Source organism: Flavobacterium sp. KBS0721 (assembly GCF_002007065.3).
Taxonomy (GTDB): Bacteria; Bacteroidota; Bacteroidia; order Flavobacteriales; family Flavobacteriaceae; genus Flavobacterium; species Flavobacterium piscis.
The window spans coordinates 3,914,689-3,934,494 of sequence record NZ_CP042170.1; the positions used below are offsets into that span (position 1 = coordinate 3,914,689).

Genomic DNA, 19,806 nt, shown 5'->3' on the forward strand with positions numbered 1-19,806 from the left:
ACAGTATATTTATATTTAATTGTATTATTTTCAGGTTGTTATAATATGTGATTGTTTCGCATTGGGAGCAATGAGGTGCAAAATAGACAGAATGATGCAAGGCTTGAATCGATGGTCTATTTAAGAATTGTTACCGGAACCGCTATATTTTGCACCCTAGCGCCAGCGAACTAGAGAAGCATCCCAGTTCATTAAAATTTTCGCTGAGAAGGTTTATTATTTTGGAGTTTACTATGACCTGTCTCATTCCGGGTAAGTTCATCGTTTTTAAGCTCCTCATTGCCAAGTTCTCCTATTTCGAATTCTTTGTTAACGGGATTGTCCGGGTCTGGTTCAATGGTTTGAAATTTGTCACTTTCAGCCTCATCGCTCTGATCGGTATCAATTTGAGTTTCAAACCCTTCAGACGGATCATTATTTTTAAGATCCTCTTCAATGTCCTTCTCGGTTAAATCTTTAGATTCACTGTCCGATTCATTGTCAAGATTCTCTGAATCATATCTATTGCTGTTTGGATCGTTGCTTTGTGGGTCTGTGTTTGCATTTTGAAAATTCTTGTCATCCTGAGCGTAATTTTCCGGTGTATCTAAGTTCATTATCTTATTTTTTTAAAATTAAATTTTTACTGTCGTTTTTTTTAAAAGAGTCCTGAGCAAGTTTGTCCGTAATGCCGTGCTTGTCAGCGTTTGTCCTTATTTTCAAATTTAAAAAGAATAGTAGCACTTTTTTTACAGAATAACGATCTAAATTTTATAAAATAACTATCAGATAATCAGGTGGGTGCATGCAATAGTTTTGCAGTAATCCAAAGCATAAAAACTCATTGGTTTAATTATTTTTTTAGAGATTAACCGCTTTGCTTGCAGGCAGTAAAGAATATAATCTGGTGAAAAGTAAAAATTATAAGAGGTAAGTATAAAGATGCGCTTTATTATTCTACAGCTGCATGGATAACCAATGAAGAGATTGGAGTACTACTGGTAGGGCATGTCATTATATGGCTTAAACAAATTTGGTTTGAATGTCCTGTTGAGGATCGATCCTGTTTTTTGTTTTTAGAGAAAACCTTTCAAAATTCATATTGCTAACTGATATTTATTTTCTCTTGATTATATGGGATACAATGTAAGTAATTCAAATTGTATGTCTTTGCCCCTCAAATTATTTTTTCCTACTGATTCTACCTTATAGTAAGGACTAAGGTCAAGTTTCTCAGCAAGGGAGTCAGATACTAAAATATCTACATCATAATTGTTGCATAACCCTTCAATTCTTGCTGTTGTATTAAGTACATCACCGGTAAATATGATTTCTTTTTTTAAGACACCTATTTCTCCAGTGGTAACTTTTCCACAATGCATTCCTGCTTTAAACTGCGGTGATAATCCATATTTTTCTTTATAAGAAGTTGATTTGTCCATTAAGGATTTTTTCATAGCAAAAAAGCATCTTATACAAGTATTGTTTATTACTCCTTTTTCTAATCTCCAGGATATAATCATTTCATCTCCAGCATACTGATATATTTCACCTGAATAGTCAATTACAGGACTGCTGAGATCTGAAAAATACTGTTGAAGCATTTGAAAATATGCAACATGTCCTAACTTTTCTGCAATCGTCGTAGATGATTTCATATCCAGAAACATAAAAATTCTGTCTTCTTCGACAGGTTTATTGTATTTTCCGAGGAAAAAATTACTGAGAAGACCTGTTCCCATACTTTCACTCACCTCAGTGTAGAACTGGGTCATTAGAATAATGCTGGCAATATAGGTTAGGATTCCGAGAAAGGAATAGTCCGTAAAGAAGTCTAACATTAAAAGCCAAAAGCCCTCACTGGAAATTGCGCTGGGAATTTCATTAGCGGTTGTCAGGAATATGATTATCAAAAGGAAGATAATGATGAGCAGGTAAATCGAAGATTTGTATAAAATTTTTTTAGTGAAGCTAATCTGAATAAACCATTTATTAAAGTAAAGAATTTCGAGTATACCTATTATTGTTCCAAATATAGTAGCCAACAGTGGAATCGCTAAAATATTTCTACTAAAAACATATTGATTACCCGATGAAGGGTAAAAGTTTAGGTCGCCTAATAGTCCTCGCTCAAGGATAGTATAAATCAAACTAAATACAAGCCATATTAAACCAAATGGTAAAATACGATTAATGTTTCTTTTGTATTTTGGTGTTATCATCATCTGAGTTGGCAAATCCCAAAGATATTCATTTTTGGTGTGCTTAAATAGTCTTAAAAATTGCAGACCACAAAGGTATTCTTTGGAAGTTTTTGAGTAAAAATGTATAATTGTCTTCAATTGGCACCATTTGGCAGTGTAGTGACAGGAACAGGACAAATTTCTATAAAATTTATGGGAGATTTGAAGAAATTGGCTTACTACATGTGACTTTCCTTGGCTTTATAAATTGGGTTTGTATGTTCTGTTGGGATTGATGGAAAAAGTTATTTGATGACAAGAAAAAGTTATTAAAGAATCTATTTATCCTCTTGGATATTATTTGTCAAGTATATTTTTATAAATGATTCCATCTTTTATAATCAACAATAATGTTTTGTCATAATCCTCCATTATACTCAAATTTAGAATAGGATTTCCATCTACTAATATAAGGTCAGCATAAGCACCTTCTTCTATAACACCCAATTTGTTTGGATAAGGATTGCGTGGTCCGCTCATGGCAAGTAATTCTGCATTTGTAGATGTAGCCATTTTTAATATTTCATAAGGCTTGTACCAGCGTAACAACTTTACAAGATCTCCTGCTCTTTTTGCTGAATGCTCGGGCTCAAAAAGGCAATCCGTTCCAAAGGCAGTTTTAATATTATATTTTTTTGCAAAATTGTAGGCTTTATCAGTACCGCTCATCATAGTTTGTTGTTTTATACGGTTCGGCGAACCATCTGCATAAAGGCTTTTGCCTTCATCTACGAAAGGTTGCAGACTTAACCATGCCTTTTTATCTGCTAACATTTTTGCTGTTGTATCATCAATAAGTTGAGCATGATCTATACAAAGCACTCCTGCACGTAAAGCAGTTTGTATAGCTCTCGGCGTATAGGCGTGAACGGTGACATAAGTACCCCAGTTTTCTGCTGCTTCAACAGCGGCTTTCATTTCTGCTTCTGTAAATTGAGACACATCTAAAGGATCGTAAGTGGAAGAAACCCCACCGCCAGCAGCTAGTTTTATTTGTGTGGCACCAAGGCGAAGTTGTTCTCGTACACGTTTCAATACCTGATCTGGGCCATCAGCTATGACACCGAAATTATTACGTTCGGTAAAATCAAGGCTTGCTGCCAAATCTCTTGGAACAGCATTGGGAGTTAGAAAGTCGCCATGACCTCCGGTTTGGGAAATCATAGCACCTGAAGGATAAATACGCGGACCAATTATTAAGCCTCTGTCGATAGCCTTTTGTAATCCTCCAGCTGGACCTGCAAGGTCTCTGAAAGTTGTAAAACCCTGCATTAGGTCTCTTTCTGCAGATTTAATAGCATTTGCAGTAATATATTCTATATCACTATTCATTAATTCCATAATACCCATCGACTCCATCATGATATGTGTGTGTGCATCAATAAGACCTGGCATTAAGAATTTCCCCTTGCCATCAATAATAGTAGTATTTGCGCTTCTGTCAGTTGGTATTGGTGATGTAGAAATTTTATTAATCAGATTATTAACAATCAAAATATTTCCCTTAGTTGTTTTTTCATCCTTACCATTAAAAATTTGAACATCGTTGATGAGAATTGTTTTTTGAGCCATTCCATAAAATGAACTCAGTAAAATTGCCATAACCAATAATTTTCGTTTTATAGGGTACATATCTACAAGGGTTTTGGAAGTTATAGTACTAATGTAGTGAATGTTATGTTGATTTATTGAATTTTTTGTGAGATATTAATCAATTTATGATATTCTTTAAAACAACAGAAAGAAGGGGCAATTTTTTTGAAGATATATTTTAGTGTAAAAAATATTTGCAGTTTGTTTTTTTTATGGAAGATTTGAAGATATTGGCGTACTACATGTAATGTCTGTCTTTTATTGGCTTTATAAATTTGATTTGGATGTCCAGTTGGGGATTGATGTAAATATTCATTTAGTTTTAAATTATTTTGCAATATAAAAATTAGCATTCCTTATTTTAATAGGGTTTTCAGATGTCGAGGTACAATAAAAACACTAATTTGAAAACTATATAGCGAAACAAAAGCAAATAAACCTTATCCTTTTTTTAGTAGAATGTAGAATTTTGTTAAACCGTAATAACATCTTTTTTTATGAACAGATTTATCAAGTGGTTGAAGCAGATTTATAAAATATCTGATAGGGAGGTAGTGGCTTATTGTAATTAAAATATGCATTTATTATACTGACCATTTTATCCAGCTTTACTTTTTCAAAATTAACAAAAACTGATGGTCGGGGATGTATGTAAAAAGCTTAATTCAAAAAACATATTGCAATATTAATAAATTATTAAATGACCCAATCGTAAAAAATATCACTACAGGTTTATTATACTTTTGTAAGGGTCTTCTTTAACAATTTAAAATTACATTATGAGTTCTAATTTGGTAATAAGGTTACGTGCCGGAGATGATTCTTGTTTTAAGGAAATCTACGATATGTATCATTTTAAAGTATTTTGTTTTGTAAAAAAATATACGGCACAACTGGCAGATTCAGAAGATGTAACTCAAAATGTATTTATTCATCTTTGGAAATACCGTGCAAAATTAGATCCCAATGTAGAACTCGAAGCCATCTTGTTTAAAAGTTCAAAGCAGGAAATCTCAAAATGGTATAAAAAGCAAAACAGAATTTTTTCGGTAGAAAATGAACAATTGATTAAGGAACTTGATTATGTATATGAAGTAGATGACGATATAAGTTCTAAACTGGAAAAAATAGAATATCTGCTCAATAAAATACCTGCAAAAAGAAGAAAAATTTTCAGTCTCCATAAGTTTGAAGACCGCAGTTATAAAGAGATAGCTGCAGAAATGGATATGTCACCAAGTGCTGTAGCCAACCAAATTTCTAAGACATTGCAATTTCTTAAAAAGAACTCCGTACAAAATCATGAACTTTATTGGTTTGCCTTATTTTTTATAAGTCAGGCTGAACTTATATCCTAAAACTACAGTTGTATTTGGGCTTTGTAAGTTTGCTGTTGTTGGATTAATTCTTTTGTTTTTGTCCCGAGATATGCTTTTTTGACTTCAGATCAAAGTTAAGCAATTGGTCTCTTACATTAAGAAAACATTAATAGTGATCACTACCCGTGATATTTAAATCATTGGAAATCTAATATAGTTGAATCGAGGAGATTCGTGTTTGATTTTCCAAAAACTAAATGTTGATTTAATGAATTCCAGAAAACTAAAAGAAGAATGGAATGCAATACCAAACAGAGGTATTCTTCCGGATGAAACCACAACTCGTATGTGGAAGACTATACGCAAAACTACAGTCGACAAATATAAAAGCATTTATAACTGGACAGCTGCTGCAAGTGCCGTAATTATTCTTTCTATAAGTACTTATCATGCTTTTATCCAGTCTGGTTTTTCTAAGCCTGAAATTACTTCAACCATAACATACAATAAAGATATACGACTTTTGAATTTGCCGGATGGCACAAGAGTGTGGTTAAACGAAAACTCTAAAATTGATTATCCTAAAAAGTTTTCCGGAAAAGAAAGAACGATTACGCTAAAAGGAGAAGCTTTTTTTGAAGTAAAACGCGATCCTTCACATCCGTTTGTGATAAGTTCAGGACTTATAAAAACGACTGTTTTGGGGACTTCCTTTAATGTTAAAGCATACGGAGATAAACAACCGGAAGTAAATGTGAGAACGGGTAAAGTAAAAGTTGAAAGTTCGCAAAATACGGTTTTACTGGAAAGAGGCGATAAAGCAATTTATAAAGTTGAAACTTCCACATTAAATAAACAAAAATCCCTTGTATTAGAACCTGAGTGGAAAAAAGTTTTAATCTATGTTGACGGATTAACCTTAGAACAGGTTCTTGAAAAACTAAAAGCAGATCATCAATTTTCGATGACGTATTTAGATAACGATTTAAAAAATCTCAAAATCCAGGGAACGCTGGATACCAGACAAGGTTTTTATGAATTGCTTCAAAGTATTGCTTTTGCTCTGGAAATCAGAATACAATCTACAGGAAATAATACGTATCTCATTAGTAGATAATGCGATATAAACATTTTGATACAATGATCGCGACTGCATTAAATCTTTAAAAAAAATAATTTAATGCAAGTTGTGAGAAATTGTTTGGACTATGCCAAAAATATTAACCCAAAATATCATATTAAAATTTATTCTATAACTAACAATCATCAATTATGAACAATGAATTTTCGAGGCGATTTGCCATTGCCTTATGGATTTTAATTTTCGGGATCTTCTTCGGAACAAATACTATTTATGCACAAACCGGAACAGTGTCCGTTGATTTTAAAAATTCTCCACCCCAAAAAGTTATTGATAATTTAAAATCCCGCACGCCTTATCAATTTGTGTATCAAAAAGATTTAGATCTGACTTTACCTTTGATTACATTAAAAAAAGATAATGTTTCGATAGATGAAATTTTAAGTGATTTACAAAATCTGACCAATCTAAATTTCAGAAGAAATGAAAATAATATAGCCGTAAATAGTAAAGACAGCGAGAAAAAAAAAAGGAAGGGAAAAATTACAGGTAAAGTCGTAGATGTCAACGGGCTTTCGTTACCCGGCGTAAACATAAAAGTGACAGAACTGGGGGTGGGCGCACAATCAGACATTGATGGCCATTATGTTTTAGAGTTAGAACCGGGCGAATACACAATTGAGATTAGCGCCATTTCTTTTCAAACCCAAAAAATTACGGGTGTAAAAGTGCTCGAAGGTGGTGAAACTCCGCTTGTAGTTTCTTTAAAAGAAGATGCACAATCGCTGAATGAAGTAATCATTATTCAGGATTATAAAAAAGCTACAGCTTCGGTTGAAGGTTTGTTATTACAACAGAAAAAAGCTGCCCAGTTTTCGGATGGTATTTCGGCAGAACAAATTGCCAGAACACCGGACAGAGATGTGGCCAGTTCCTTAAAACGTATCACAGGAGTTACGACTATAAATGATAAATACGTGGTAGTGCGCTCTATGGGAGAAAGATGGAATCAGGCTGTTATGGACGGAATTGCTTTGCCGAGTACAGATGCTTATCAACAAAATTTTTCTTTTGACATTATTCCGACAGCAATGGTGGAGAGTATTGTGGTAAGCAAATCTGCAACGCCGGATATGTATGCCAATTTTGCCGGAGGATATGTTGAGGTAAAAACAAAAGACATCCCGAAAGAAAATTTCACCAATTTCTCTATCAGTACTTCATACAACAGTAAAAGTGCTTTTAAGGAACGTTTGACCAAACAAGAAGGCGATTATGATTATCTGGGTTTTGATGACGGAAGACGTGATTATCCCACCAATTTTGTAGCATTAGATGTACCTACGAACGAAGCTCAATCCAGTTTTTTTATACAGCAGTCCAAAGAATTCACACAAGATAATTTTACGACTTATAAAACTTATGGTGCGCCGGGTACAACACTTCAATTTGGTGTGGGCCGCGTTTATAAATTAAAAGACAATAACAAATGGGGATTTGTGGGTTCTTTAATCTTTAAAAATACACAAGAAAAATTAGAGATTGAACACACAGAACGAGGTAGTTATCAAAAGAATTCAGACTATTCACCAGAAGACGAAAAAACACCGTATTCAACTTTTACAAAATTCGGGTTTAAAAACTCAGGAGCCAGTTATAATTACAATTCCACATTGGGCGGTATGTTTAACACTGCCATTCAGCTGGACAATCATAAAATAGCAATTCGAAATACAGCTATGCATATCTACAGTAATCAATTGACACAAATTACGGGTTGGAGAGATGGTTCGGCTATTTCAGACATTATAAATGGCGTTGAGTTGCCTGCTACATCTGAATCTAATTATCCGGTTTATCAAACTTTTATTCAAAGTAAAATAGAAGGAAATCACAAATTCGAAAAATTAGAAATCGATTGGTACGGAGCATACGGAAATGTTGCAAAGGATACCAAAGATGCCACATTTGCAGAAATTGATAGGGAAAAAGTAGGTGATGATGTATTGCTTTATCATATCGCTAATAATGCAGGAACGAGATTTCCGTTTAGCAGAAGTAATTTTACTAATGATGAAGCGGATTATAATTGGGCCATAAATTTTAAATATTCTTTTGATTTTGGAGATTCTTTTGCAAACGATATCAAAGCAGGTTATTTTGGAACCTATAAAAAAGCAACAAATCAGCAGGAATCAGCCAAATTAGTTGTTGTGGGCCAAGGAACTGATAGAGTAAAGATTTATGAACCTTTGACAAAATTTTTAGACGGATCAAATTATTATTATGGCGGCTTTGGCTGGCAGGGTTTTGGTATTTACGGAAACAAATATGAGGGTGATGTAAAAATTCATTCTCCGTTTTTAATGCTCGATGATAAAATTGGTAAATATTTGAGATTGGTTTGGGGAGTAAGAGCAGAAAGTTATCTCTATACCCAAATACAAAGTCAGTCTGAAACTCCTGATGGTTTTACAGATATTCAAAGCGATGATAAAACCTGGCAATTTCTTCCTTCTGCGAGTTTAATTATTAGTCCTTCTAATAAAATGAATGTAAGGTTGGGGTATAATAAGTCAGTTTTACGTCCGCAATTTTCTGAGCGTTTGAGTATTCCGTATTACGACCCAATTCGTTCTGCTAAAATATACAATTATACAGGCGGATTAGTTTCTAGTGTTGCCAATAATTATGATCTTAAAATAGAATGGTTTCCTTCCGGAGGAGAAGTTTTGTCCTTTGGCGTATATCATAAAAATATTGATGATCCAATCGAGTCTGTTGGTTATTTAAATCCATCAGGCGTCAGAGATATATATAATATTAATTCAAGTAATGCCAAACTTTGGGGCGTTGAATTAGAGTTTTACAAAAGTCTGTCTTTTTTAGGTGAAGGCGATATTTTAAAAAATCTGTTTGTTTACGGAAATGCCTCTGTAAATGATACAAAAGTTACATCATATGTTAATCTTGACGGAAGTGGAGGACTTTACGAAGCAAATCGTCCACTTTATGGGCAATCACCTTATACCTATAATTTAGGATTAGATTATGTAGGCGATCGTTTGGGATTCAGTCTTAGACATAATGCCATTGGAGATCAGTATATCTTGGTAGGATTTGATTATCAGGCAGAAGAAATTCGCATGCCTTATTCAGTAACAGACGCTCAGATGAGCTATAAATTTTTTAAAAAGAAAGACCTGCAATTAAAATTTAGTATCAAAAATATGTTTGATACAGGGGTACAAACCTACAACAACGCAAACAGCTACAGCAAAATCGAAGATGTTCCTACGGGATCAAATCCTAGATCAAGATATAGTCTGGGCGCAAATGCATCAAATAAATACGATGAAGATATTGATCAGGTAGTATTTAAATCATGGACAGGAAGAACATTTAGTGTTTCTGTTAACTACGAATTTTAACAACGCTTACTTAATAAAAAGAGTGATAATTATAAGTTTTTTCTCTCTGAATATTAAGAAACCGTTAACAATAAAAACAACCATGATATTTTGCTTTTCTAAAAGCTAATATTAATAAGCAGTGAGTTTATTTACGGATATTTTTACAACAAGTTGCTTAAGTGTTTTTCCGTAAAGGCTCTTTTTTAAGGGAAGAGTCTTTATAAAAGTTCTTTGAGAATTTTAGATGAATAGAAGAATAAGGTTGCAGATATTCGGAATCTTCAATAAAAAGCCAAATCAGGATGAGAGGCATTAGGTTTATCATATCCATAAACATTTATCTTTTTGTTTATTCTAAAAATTTTAAAGAGAATTGAAATTGATCCTTTCATTGAATAAAAAATCCTAACAATGAAAGATGGAATTAGGTGTAAACCCCGATGGTAAAGCGGAATCGTTTATTGAAAGAATTATTTACCAAAAAGAGAAAGACCTAAGGAAAGATATTTTGCTGCTCTCTCCAAAGGCCTAGTTTAATAGCAGCAAATATAGCAATAATTCCAATTATTATGAAAAAATTTTTTCTATGTGCAATGATAGCTCTGGCTGTGACTTCTTGCCAAAATGATGATTCTTCTGCTGATTCTTCTTTTTCTATGAAAGCTGCTGGTGCTGACTACTCAGGATATCCTGCAACAGTACAAACTGTAAGTGGAGATATTACTACAAACACAACTTGGACAAGCGACAAAGTTTGGGAAATCAATGGTGTAGTACGTGTAAAAGCAGGCGCTACATTAACCATTCAGGCAGGTACTTTTATTAAAGCAAAACTTTTGGCTTCAGGAGTTGCTCAAGGGGTTCTTGTAATTACTAAAACAGGTAAAATTGATGCACAAGGTACTTTAGCGTCTCCGGTTATCTTTACAAGTTACAAATTACTAGATGGTGATGCTGCAACAACAGCTACTGCTGGAGATTTTGGTGGTGTAATTATTTTGGGTGATGCTCAGGTAAACACAGGATCAACAACTAATGTTATCGAAGGATTAGGGGATCAGCCAACTGTTTCTGATTTCTATTATGGAGGATCTAACAATGCTCATAACGGTGGAGCTTTAAACTATGTTCGTATCGAATTTGCAGGACGTATTTTAGATAGCGAAGGTGGTGTTGAAATCAACGGATTAACTTTAGGAGGTGTTGGTTCTGGTACAGTAATCGACCACGTTCAGGTAACTTACGGATTAGATGACTCATTTGAATTTTTTGGAGGAACAGTAAATGCAGGACATTTAGTTTCTTTTGCACCAGAAGATGACAATTTTGATTTTGATCTTGGTTACACAGGAACAATTACAAAAGCGATTGCAATTGCTGACAGCGGTTCTAACCATAGTTTAAGCGGTACAAGTCCTGATTCTAATGGTATTGAACTAGATAATAACTCTACTGGTACTGCAACAACAGTTATCACTCGTCCTGTTATTTCTCAATTGTCTATCGTAGGTGTAAGCTCTGCTACAGTTGCTAATTTATATGAAAATGCAATCCACGTTCGTAGATTAGGACAAATTAGTTTGACTAATGTTACTGTTACAGGATACAACAGAGGTATCAACTGGGAGTCTCCTTCATTGCCATCTGCATCTACTTGGTCAGCATTATCTATTCACGGATTTGTTAATCCAGTATTGCCTACAACAACTAGTTTAGGTTTTGGTAACACAACTTCAACAGTAAATCCAGCTACAAGTTGGGCACTTTCACAACCATTCTTCAATAATGGTACATTAAACTTTACAGGTGCTACAGGAGCTTTCAAAACAGAAGCTAACTGGACTAATACCTGGACGAAGTTTACAAACTTCTAATACTTTTTGGTTAATAAATTATTTAATAGCATGGGTAGAAATTCTGCCCATGCTTTTTACAAAGAAAATATGAAAAACTTTTTTTTATTTGCAATTATAGCTCTGATCGTGAGTTCTTGCCAAAATGATGATCCCTTTGATTCTGCTCCGCCAGTGGTGGTAGATCCTGAACCTGAGTCTCCTGAAGAACCTGTAAGTGGTAGTTTTACGATATGGGAAGACAATTTTGAAGATGGAGATGTTTCTGATTGGGTTTTGCTCGATAAAGACGGAAATAACAGTAATTGGATTGCCAGAAAAAATATTCAAATAGACCAAAATACGGGTGCTGTAGTCGGCGGTAATATCAATATTTTAGGAACATATAATATAGATCTTAGTACTGGTGCACCTCTTGAACAAATAGAGCAAAATTGGGCCATCATGCCTGCAGTAGATTTAACTTATTACGACGGAAAAATTATACTCAATATTACGGCACAGCCTTCTATTTACGATGGAGATCACAATATTTTAATTTATGGATCTACATCACCAGATCCTGCCGAAGCCACTCTTTTAGGGACAATATTGTTGACTAGGGGATCCACGCTCGATGCTGCATATTTTGCGGATTACACATTAGATATTTCAAAATTTAAGGGGAATCATAATGTTTATATTTCATTCTTAAATGAAAACACAAACTTTGTAGGCTACGAAATTGATAAAATATGGATCACTGCCGAAGGGCTTTTAGAAAATGTTTCGAAAAAAGTACCTAAGTTAAACTAAAACAAAATGCCGCAATTTCTAAAAAAATAAAATTTATCAAAAACTAAAAATAAATCAGTAATTGTTTTTATCGAAGAAGAAAAACAGTTGCTAATTACATATATAAAATGAAAAACAAGATTGTAAAAGCACTTTATTTTTTAATGGCAATTCTCTTTTTAGGGTCTTGCGCAAATGACGAATTGGTTCCTTACTACCAGCAGCAAAAGCCGGGTAAGCTGGTTATTAGAGGTTATAACGCACGGGCGGATTCAATTCAGATTGCTGTTAATGGTAAAGTAATAAAAATTGGAAATAAGAATGCATTTGTCAAAAATATTGTCAAAGATTATGATTTTGTGATCTATGAAAATGAGCCCAAAAATGTTGTGATTACCAATAAAAGAAGCAAAGAAATTTTGCATTCCTATCAAATAACAAGTGAGCAGGATATTGATACCATTTCGTTTTATACCAAAAAAGATTTATGGGTTGACAACGTATTATCTACAAAGCCCGGAGTATTAACAAAGCCCGGAAATGCCGGATTCAAATTTATTTTTCCAACATTAAATAAGTACTCAAACACTGGATACAAAGGAAATTTGGACGGAATTATACGAAATTTAAACGGCGAAACGGTAGGTATAGCAAAAAATATTGGAAAAGACGAATACAGCACTTTTGTCGAATTTCCTGCTTCGTTGCCTCCAATTATAAAAATGGAATTGGTAAAACAGGGTACAACAGAATCTTACATAGCCGGAAAGCAAGTTTTTGTAATTATGTTAATGACCCAAGACAAATCAAGATTGATTGTACTGGATGAAAAAAAGGCGGATAATGGCCAATTTTCAGGTATAGATGCAACCCTGAATTTGGTGGATTTTTTTAATTTCTAATCGAATTGTTTTAAGAGTTTTGTCCGTTAATTTTAAAGATTTAAAATGAAATATTCTTCTCTTATCAGAATCTTTTTTTTTCTTTTTTTCAGCCTTTTATTAATTTCCTGTGAAGTCGATGACAAACCCGAAGTTTATGAACAAGGTTCCAATAAATATACAAACGACTGGATGTATAACCAAATGAAAAAATATTATAAATGGAATGAAACAATGCCAGATAAGGGTAATTTATCTTTAAATTCAAAAGAATATTTTAGTAAATTACTACAGAAAGATGATGTTTATTCCTATGCCATTCACCCTGAATTACCTGAAACAGCACCGAAAAGCATCAGAACAAAATACGGATTTGATTTGTCTTTTATTGAATTTCGGGGTAAATTTTATGGTGTGATTTTATATGTGTTATATGATTCTCCAGCCAAAAACAGCGGCTTATTGAGGGGACAATTAATCACAAAAATTAATGGTACCGAATTGAATGTTACTAATTATAATAATCTTTATAAAAGTATAATAGCATCATCTAATTTAAATTTAGAAATCACTTCTTATTCAGCTCAATCAGGTTTTTCTGAGTCAAAAGAAATTTCATTATTGCAGGGATATACTTTTGGACAACCTATAAATTATCAGGTAATTGAAGCTAAAAATACTAAAATTGGCTATATCGAAATTTCGCATTTTGATGTGGGCCAGGCGCAATTATTTTTACAAATATTACAGGAATTAAAAAGTAAATCGATAACAGAACTTGTTTTGGATTTAAGGTATAATGGAGGAGGAGATGTCTCATCTGCAACAGCATTAAGTATTATTTTGGCGCCAAATATTCAGTCTAATAATTTGTTTATAAAATTTGAAGGAAATGCCAACGGAGGCAATGTCGATCAGTCTTTTTTACAAGCCTTGCAAAGCAATGAGTCTAAAGTTAGTTTTGAGGCATTGCGCAATGCACATCCTTCTATTAGCAGAGTATATGTACTTTGTGGAAACCGCACAGCATCAGCATCTGAGCTTATTATCAACAACTTAAAGCCTTATATGGAGGTAATTACAATAGGCGAAAAAACATTTGGTAAAGACGTTGCCGGTTTTCCTATAGAAGATGATCGGATTTCGGGAAAAAGAGGTTGGATATTGTACCCGTCAATCTATAAATTGTTTAATGCCAGACATGAAGGTGATTACTCAAAAGGAATAAATCCGGTTATGGCCGCAAATGAATTGCAGCAGCCAGAAGTGTTTCCGTTAGGGAATACTTCGGAAATTTTGTTGAACCAGGCATTAAATGCCATATCCGGAAATACAAGTAAAATGAAGACAGCCACATTGCGCTCATTACCTCTTTCAACAATTTACACAGATGTAGATCCTTTATTACGCTTTAATCCGTAATCCTGATTTTTATAAATATTTGAGAAACTTATTATGCAAGGAATTGATAAGAGAGAACATTTAAATTTGTTAGATATTTTTCAGATATACGAAAATATGTCACTAATTATTGCCAAAACAGAATGTGAAGAAGATGCCAAAATACGAACTGATATGGCAGAACTTACCATATTGTATAACAATTTTAAGCTACTACTTGCCGAACTGGAAAGATGCACCAGAGATTATGAAAGTAAAAAGAGAGCAACTCGCAGTATTCTGCATAAAAATCTCAGAAAGTTAAATACAGAAAATAAAAGAATTACGACTTAGCGCTTTATTCACTCTTTTTTTAATTACTTATAACCGTTAGTTCGTTTTGGTTTTTTCTTCAGGCAGTATATTTCAAGCTAAGATTTATGCTTAGTTACCGTGATGTTGAAGAACTAATGAAGATTAGAGGAGTCATTGTGGATCATGCCACGATTCAGCGTTGGGTTTATAAGTTTGCATCTTTGCTTGAGGCAGAGATGAAGAACAGAAAAGGCAGAGTGGGGGCGAGTTGGAGATTGGATGAGACCTATATCAGAGTAAAGGGTATTTGGTTATTTATATCGAGCAGTAGATAAATTAGGCAATACAGTTGACTTTCTTTTGACCAGAAAAAGACAAAGAATGAGTGCTCAGTCATTGCTAATTAAAGCAATTGCTAATAATTACCGGCCAAGAGTAATAAACATTGATAAAAGCGGTTCTAATACCGCAGCGATCAAAGTATATAATAAACGTTCATTCTCAAAGATTAAAATCCGGCAGTGTAAATATCTCAACAATATTGTAGAACAGGATCATCTTTTTATAAAGTGCCGAAACCCGCACAAAAGGATTTCCATTTCTATCGGGGCTAGGGCTGCTGAGGAGCCCTATTTTGTTTTGGAGAGAGTAAATTAACCCAATTATCGTATTTCTAATTTACAGGCGGTGCAAAAAAATAACGTATTTTTTCGTAAAATATTTTTCTGGTTTTTATGTCTTATAAAGATGAAACGGAAATAAAAAATTCACTAATGTTTAGATTAAGAGTTCTTTAAGTAGCAACTTAGGCCAATCAAACATAAACAAAGCCATCGTGAAAAAAAAAAAAACTCTAAATTAACGATTTAGAGTTTTTTTAAGTGATTGCAGAGATGCTATTTCAATATTCATGTTAAAAGCAAAATGTACAAATAAGTTTATTTAGCTGAAATAATGTCAATTATAACCGTACGGTTGTAAAAACGTTCTTCAGGAAGTTTATTTTCAAATGCTGCCATACTTTCATCTTCTCCAAAACCATGTACCTGGAATTTTACATCTTTCCTGCCAGAATTTGACAAGGCGTTCTCTAGTATACCCTTCACTTCATTGGCTCTGTCTGTGGATAAATTTAAATTATAAGACTCTTCTCCAATAATATCAGTGTGACCATGAATGATAACAACAGCGTTTTTAGGTATTTTAGGCGTAACAACTTCCCTTAAATATTTCTCATACAAAGCAATTGTTTTTGATTTGTTAAATTCAAAAAGAATGCTGTATCTAAGACCTTCATCTGTTTTAGAGGGTGTCCACAAAACCATATGAGTGGTAGTTGATTTTTCTTCAATAGTACCACTTTTTGTTTTTCCAATCATTTTTACTTTGTAATCACCTTCAGAGCGGGTTCCCATAATACTTTTACCCGGAATGCTTACTTTTTCCTGAGTGTAAGGACCAAAAGACTTTACTTTTCCATCTGGATCTGTAGTTTCTAATGACCATGAAGAATATGCTTTTGCTGCACCGGATGCATCAACGGTAATATAACTGTCAATTGGTGCTTCCTGAACCGTAATAAGCTCTAACGGTTTTAATGGAGCATCAGGACCAGCTTGAAATTCCATCAATAAGTCAGGAGAATTACTTTCGATAGAAACCCTGCGATCTCCTTCGCGAAGCAGCATCAATTCTTTTGTTGCACCAGGCTGTTCAGATGGAATAGAAGGTTTTAGTTGCCCTTTTGTCGTTATTCTTGCAGCGTTTATTTCAAATACAGTAACCAGATAATTTTTAATAGATTCGGCCATAGCAGTACCATCTTCAGTTCCTTTTTCTGAAGATCCGACAAGTGTAACATTGGCAGCAGGATTTTTTACCATTCTATTTCCAAGAATATTAATGACGTTATAATATACTGCCATTTGTCGTGCAGAACGACCCGATGGATTTACACTAGCTGTAATTCCAACCTGATCTTCATTGAATTCTTTAACCTCATCTTTTGTCAATAATTTATAGCGATTGGGAATTTTATTAGATTCAAGATCATAAAAAACATAATTACGTAAGGGAAATACTTCTCGCACGTTACGTTCTCCGGGAATATTTTTAGGCGCATTTACAGAAAATTGCACCTTTGATTCTGCTGTTACCGGTTGATCCAGTGCTTTTCCTTGTCCGAACTTAAGTGCCATACCAACTCTTAAAGTAGTGATACTCCAAGTCTCGGTGGAGCGGGGATGTTGTCCAAAATAAGGCTGGAAATTCACAAATGGAGACAAAATAAATTGTGATTTGTGATTTTGTGAAGATAATGGAATATCGTAACCTGCTCCGATTTGCATCGAAATAAGTGTATTATTTATGGCATCAAAATCACCTCTTTCAGTAGCCGGTTGCTCTTGTTCCGGATAGGCAGGATTTGTTCCAAGTTTATATTTGAATGATTTGTCTATGTTGAAAGCCAAACGCGGTCCTCCATATAAATAAAAGTTAGATTTGAAAGGTGCAAAACGAATGCTTGGTTCTACAGTGATATAATTTAAATTAGCAGATAAGTCTGCAGGGCAATTACAAGGAGTTACTTTCTGATCGAAAGAACCTTTTCTACTGTCATAACCTGCCTGAAATATAAACCCCAGCATTGTATTGGGTTTATAAAATTCGACAAGTGGTGCCAAATATAGTCCTGCTCCTTCGCCATTATGAAAAGTAACAGGAGGTGTCAAAGTAGAATTAAGCTGTCGCGTTGATCCACGATAAAAATTATAGTTGGTAGCTCCCGCAACACCAAAGTACCAGGAAGGTTTTGTATAATAAGTTTCTTGTGCATGAAGTGTTGTTTGAACACTCAAGGATACTAAAACCAAAACCAAAAATTTGTATAATAGCGTTTTTTGTGAAATTTTATTTATGTATAGAGGTGTTTTAAAACTAATGTTAGTTTTCATTTACGTTTATTTAGGTATTGTTTATATTGAGAAAAAAAATCCCGTCCGAAGACGGGATATATTATTTAGTAAATGTTAGTTAGGAACATTAATGGTTGTATTTACCATCGTTACAGAGGCAACCAGAGATATAGCTCTTCCGTTCAGCACCGTTTGATTTGCATTTCCTGCAGTAGAAAAAGTAACACCAGAATTGGCAATAATAGTTCCGACCATCGTTCCGCCACCGGCACTATTGATCGTCGCAGCACTACCTACATACCAAAAAACGTTTTTAGGCAATCCGCCGTTTATCAGTATGACACTTTTAGCACCTGTAGGTCCTGCAATTCCCACTGTTAATCCTGAAGCAGTTTGGAAAATCCACGTAGCATTCGGATCACCCTGAGCATCTAGTGTCAGGTTACCATTGCTAATTTTGAAAGTACCACTTGCTGACTTATAAACACCGGGAGCTAATGTTAATCCACCTAATTCGCCAGCATTCGGATCTGAACCACCTGGCTTTGCTGCTGGTGAAATACTTAAATAAGCCGCATTTGCATCCAGTAATCCTTTTTGTGCAATTGCCAATGATGTAGCTGCTCCAGGAGCTGGAGGAGCTGCAAAAATATCACCTGTAACATTTCCAACATTAAGGGGAGTCTCAGTATAAACAATAAGGCCGTCATGAAATCCTGTAATAAGGGTTGAAGCGGCTGTTGTACCAAGACTTCCATTATTTATTACGGTATTTAATCCCTGATTTGTAATTCCGGCGTTACCACCAAAAGCTCCAAACATAGCGGCAGTACCAAGGTCTATCACTGACGGTACTGGAGGTAATAATACAGTTGTAAAGTTCCAAACATAATCAGCAGCCATTGAATTTCCACCTATGCTTTTTGCTCCATTGGTAATTGTAGCAGTGTAAATTTTTCCTACTACAAGAGAGTTTGCCGGATTAAACGAAGCTGTAGTACCAGAGTAAGAAACGGTACCTTGAATTGTTGTAGTACCTTGCTTTAGCGTAAATGTACCCGTATTAATTGACGCAGCATCCATTATAGTACTAAAATTAGCAGTTACAGTTTGATTTAAAGCCACATTAATGGCGTTATTCATAGGATCTGTTGCAATTACTGTTGGAATCATATCTGTCGTAAAATTCCAGGTATAATCTGCTGTCATGGGAGTATCCATGGAGTTTTTTACACCGGTAGTTATCGTTACAGTATAGATTTTATTAGCTAATAAAGGACTTGCCGGAATAAATGATACCGTTGATCCTGTATAGGAAATTGATCCCGCTACAGCATTGGTCCCCTGACGAACTTTAAAAGTATTGTTGTTCAATGATGCTGGACTCATGTCCATATTGAATGTTGCAGAAATTGTTTTATTTAAAGGCACTGACGTGGCATCATTTATAGGATCTACAGCAATAACGACGGGTCTTAAAAGTGTACCGGTAGAAAATACCCATACATATTCAAGCTGTAAAAAAATACCCATTACGTCTTTTACTTTGGTGGTGATTTTAGCAGTGTAAGTAGTATTCTCTGAAAGTGGAGATAACGGCTTGAACGACGCTGTTTTTCCAGAATAACTAACTGTTCCTGCAAGAGGGGATGATCCTGCTACAATAAAAGAAGTCGTATTAATGGAACCTGGATCCATTTCCTCGTTGAACGTTGCAGTAATAACCTGTCCCAATGGAACATTTAAGGTATTACTTAAAGGAGTTGTTGATTCGACTATCGGACATAATCCAACAACTTCTTCAAACTCATCATTTTCACATCCTGTAATCAGGGCAGCACACAATATAACAAAGGTTAATAGTAGAGTTTTAATTTTCATTTGATTTTTTTGAATTAGATTATTTGATTCGGTAAAGGTGATGCCGAATGGTACTTAAACATTATACAACTCTATCTAAATAGTTGTATGATTAACACTATGTGTAGAATGTTTTTTTTACAGGCATCAAATCCCAGTGATTAAAATTTTCGCTGGGAAGGTTTGGTATTGCCCTGTGA

The 19,806-nt window shown here is 34.4% G+C and carries 13 protein-coding genes and 1 pseudogene; 9 read left to right on the plus strand and 5 right to left on the minus strand.

Annotated elements, in window-relative coordinates:
* Positions 1 to 191: 191 nt before the first annotated feature.
* The 3 genes from B0M43_RS16810 to B0M43_RS16820 form a co-directional block, all read right to left on the minus strand.
* Positions 192 to 596 (minus strand): hypothetical protein, encoded by a 405-nt coding sequence (locus tag B0M43_RS16810; RefSeq protein ID WP_078007208.1) that lies wholly within the window; start codon positions 594 to 596, stop codon positions 192 to 194.
* 513 nt (positions 597 to 1,109) lie between these two features.
* Positions 1,110 to 2,321: an adenylate/guanylate cyclase domain-containing protein gene (locus B0M43_RS16815; protein ID WP_078007207.1), complete on the minus strand. Its 1,212-nt coding sequence runs from the start codon at positions 2,319 to 2,321 to the stop codon at positions 1,110 to 1,112.
* Positions 2,322 to 2,519: 198 nt separating this feature from the next.
* The gene (locus B0M43_RS16820) at positions 2,520 to 3,854 is read right to left on the minus strand and encodes an amidohydrolase family protein (protein WP_078007206.1); all 1,335 of its coding nucleotides are present in this window, start codon (positions 3,852 to 3,854) and stop codon (positions 2,520 to 2,522) included.
* Between the two features lie 740 nt (positions 3,855 to 4,594).
* Here B0M43_RS16820 and B0M43_RS16825 point away from each other — a divergent pair.
* From B0M43_RS16825 to B0M43_RS24850, 9 genes and pseudogenes are all read left to right on the plus strand, one after another.
* Positions 4,595 to 5,173, plus strand: coding sequence for an RNA polymerase sigma factor (locus B0M43_RS16825; RefSeq protein ID WP_078007204.1), 579 nt, complete (start codon positions 4,595 to 4,597; stop codon positions 5,171 to 5,173).
* A gap of 229 nt (positions 5,174 to 5,402) precedes the next feature.
* Positions 5,403 to 6,251 carry a FecR family protein gene (locus B0M43_RS16830; RefSeq protein ID WP_078007203.1) on the plus strand — a complete coding sequence of 283 codons (849 nt, stop codon included), beginning with the start codon at positions 5,403 to 5,405 and terminating at the stop codon, positions 6,249 to 6,251.
* A 155-nt stretch (positions 6,252 to 6,406) separates the two neighbouring features.
* The gene (locus tag B0M43_RS16835; RefSeq protein ID WP_078007202.1) at positions 6,407 to 9,646 is read left to right on the plus strand and encodes a TonB-dependent receptor; all 3,240 of its coding nucleotides are present in this window, start codon (positions 6,407 to 6,409) and stop codon (positions 9,644 to 9,646) included.
* A gap of 551 nt (positions 9,647 to 10,197) precedes the next feature.
* Positions 10,198 to 11,502 carry a hypothetical protein gene (locus B0M43_RS16840; protein WP_078007201.1) on the plus strand — a complete coding sequence of 435 codons (1,305 nt, stop codon included), beginning with the start codon at positions 10,198 to 10,200 and terminating at the stop codon, positions 11,500 to 11,502.
* A gap of 69 nt (positions 11,503 to 11,571) precedes the next feature.
* Positions 11,572 to 12,276 (plus strand): hypothetical protein, encoded by a 705-nt coding sequence (locus tag B0M43_RS16845; protein ID WP_123921799.1) that lies wholly within the window; start codon positions 11,572 to 11,574, stop codon positions 12,274 to 12,276.
* Between the two features lie 107 nt (positions 12,277 to 12,383).
* Positions 12,384 to 13,157, plus strand: coding sequence for a hypothetical protein (locus B0M43_RS16850; protein WP_078007199.1), 774 nt, complete (start codon positions 12,384 to 12,386; stop codon positions 13,155 to 13,157).
* Positions 13,158 to 13,202: 45 nt separating this feature from the next.
* Positions 13,203 to 14,558: a S41 family peptidase gene (locus B0M43_RS16855; protein ID WP_078007198.1), complete on the plus strand. Its 1,356-nt coding sequence runs from the start codon at positions 13,203 to 13,205 to the stop codon at positions 14,556 to 14,558.
* Between the two features lie 96 nt (positions 14,559 to 14,654).
* The gene (locus B0M43_RS16860) at positions 14,655 to 14,870 is read left to right on the plus strand and encodes a hypothetical protein (protein WP_246860142.1); all 216 of its coding nucleotides are present in this window, start codon (positions 14,655 to 14,657) and stop codon (positions 14,868 to 14,870) included.
* A gap of 285 nt (positions 14,871 to 15,155) precedes the next feature.
* A pseudogene (locus tag B0M43_RS24850) lies at positions 15,156 to 15,488 on the plus strand (DDE-type integrase/transposase/recombinase); the annotation flags it as partial.
* A 281-nt stretch (positions 15,489 to 15,769) separates the two neighbouring features.
* Here the strand turns inward: B0M43_RS24850 and B0M43_RS16870 are convergent.
* Together B0M43_RS16870 and B0M43_RS16875 are read right to left on the minus strand one after the other, a co-directional pair.
* Positions 15,770 to 17,785: an OmpA family protein gene (locus B0M43_RS16870; RefSeq protein WP_078007194.1), complete on the minus strand. Its 2,016-nt coding sequence runs from the start codon at positions 17,783 to 17,785 to the stop codon at positions 15,770 to 15,772.
* Positions 17,786 to 17,860: 75 nt separating this feature from the next.
* Complete coding sequence (locus B0M43_RS16875; protein WP_078007193.1) at positions 17,861 to 19,627, minus strand: Ig-like domain-containing protein; 1,767 nt, start codon at positions 19,625 to 19,627, stop codon at positions 17,861 to 17,863.
* Positions 19,628 to 19,806: the final 179 nt, after the last annotated feature.

Coding starts and splice junctions, on each gene's coding strand:
- B0M43_RS16810 (WP_078007208.1), bottom strand. CDS start 596: ATGAACTTAGATACACCGGAAAATTACGCTCAGGATGACAAGAATTTT.
- B0M43_RS16820 (WP_078007206.1), bottom strand. CDS start 3,854: ATGTACCCTATAAAACGAAAATTATTGGTTATGGCAATTTTACTGAGT.
- B0M43_RS16825 (WP_078007204.1), top strand. CDS start 4,595: ATGAGTTCTAATTTGGTAATAAGGTTACGTGCCGGAGATGATTCTTGT.
- B0M43_RS16830 (WP_078007203.1), top strand. CDS start 5,403: ATGAATTCCAGAAAACTAAAAGAAGAATGGAATGCAATACCAAACAGA.
- B0M43_RS16835 (WP_078007202.1), top strand. CDS start 6,407: ATGAACAATGAATTTTCGAGGCGATTTGCCATTGCCTTATGGATTTTA.
- B0M43_RS16840 (WP_078007201.1), top strand. CDS start 10,198: ATGAAAAAATTTTTTCTATGTGCAATGATAGCTCTGGCTGTGACTTCT.
- B0M43_RS16845 (WP_123921799.1), top strand. CDS start 11,572: ATGAAAAACTTTTTTTTATTTGCAATTATAGCTCTGATCGTGAGTTCT.
- B0M43_RS16850 (WP_078007199.1), top strand. CDS start 12,384: ATGAAAAACAAGATTGTAAAAGCACTTTATTTTTTAATGGCAATTCTC.
- B0M43_RS16855 (WP_078007198.1), top strand. CDS start 13,203: ATGAAATATTCTTCTCTTATCAGAATCTTTTTTTTTCTTTTTTTCAGC.
- B0M43_RS16860 (WP_246860142.1), top strand. CDS start 14,655: ATGTCACTAATTATTGCCAAAACAGAATGTGAAGAAGATGCCAAAATA.
- B0M43_RS16870 (WP_078007194.1), bottom strand. CDS start 17,785: ATGAAAACTAACATTAGTTTTAAAACACCTCTATACATAAATAAAATT.
- B0M43_RS16875 (WP_078007193.1), bottom strand. CDS start 19,627: ATGAAAATTAAAACTCTACTATTAACCTTTGTTATATTGTGTGCTGCC.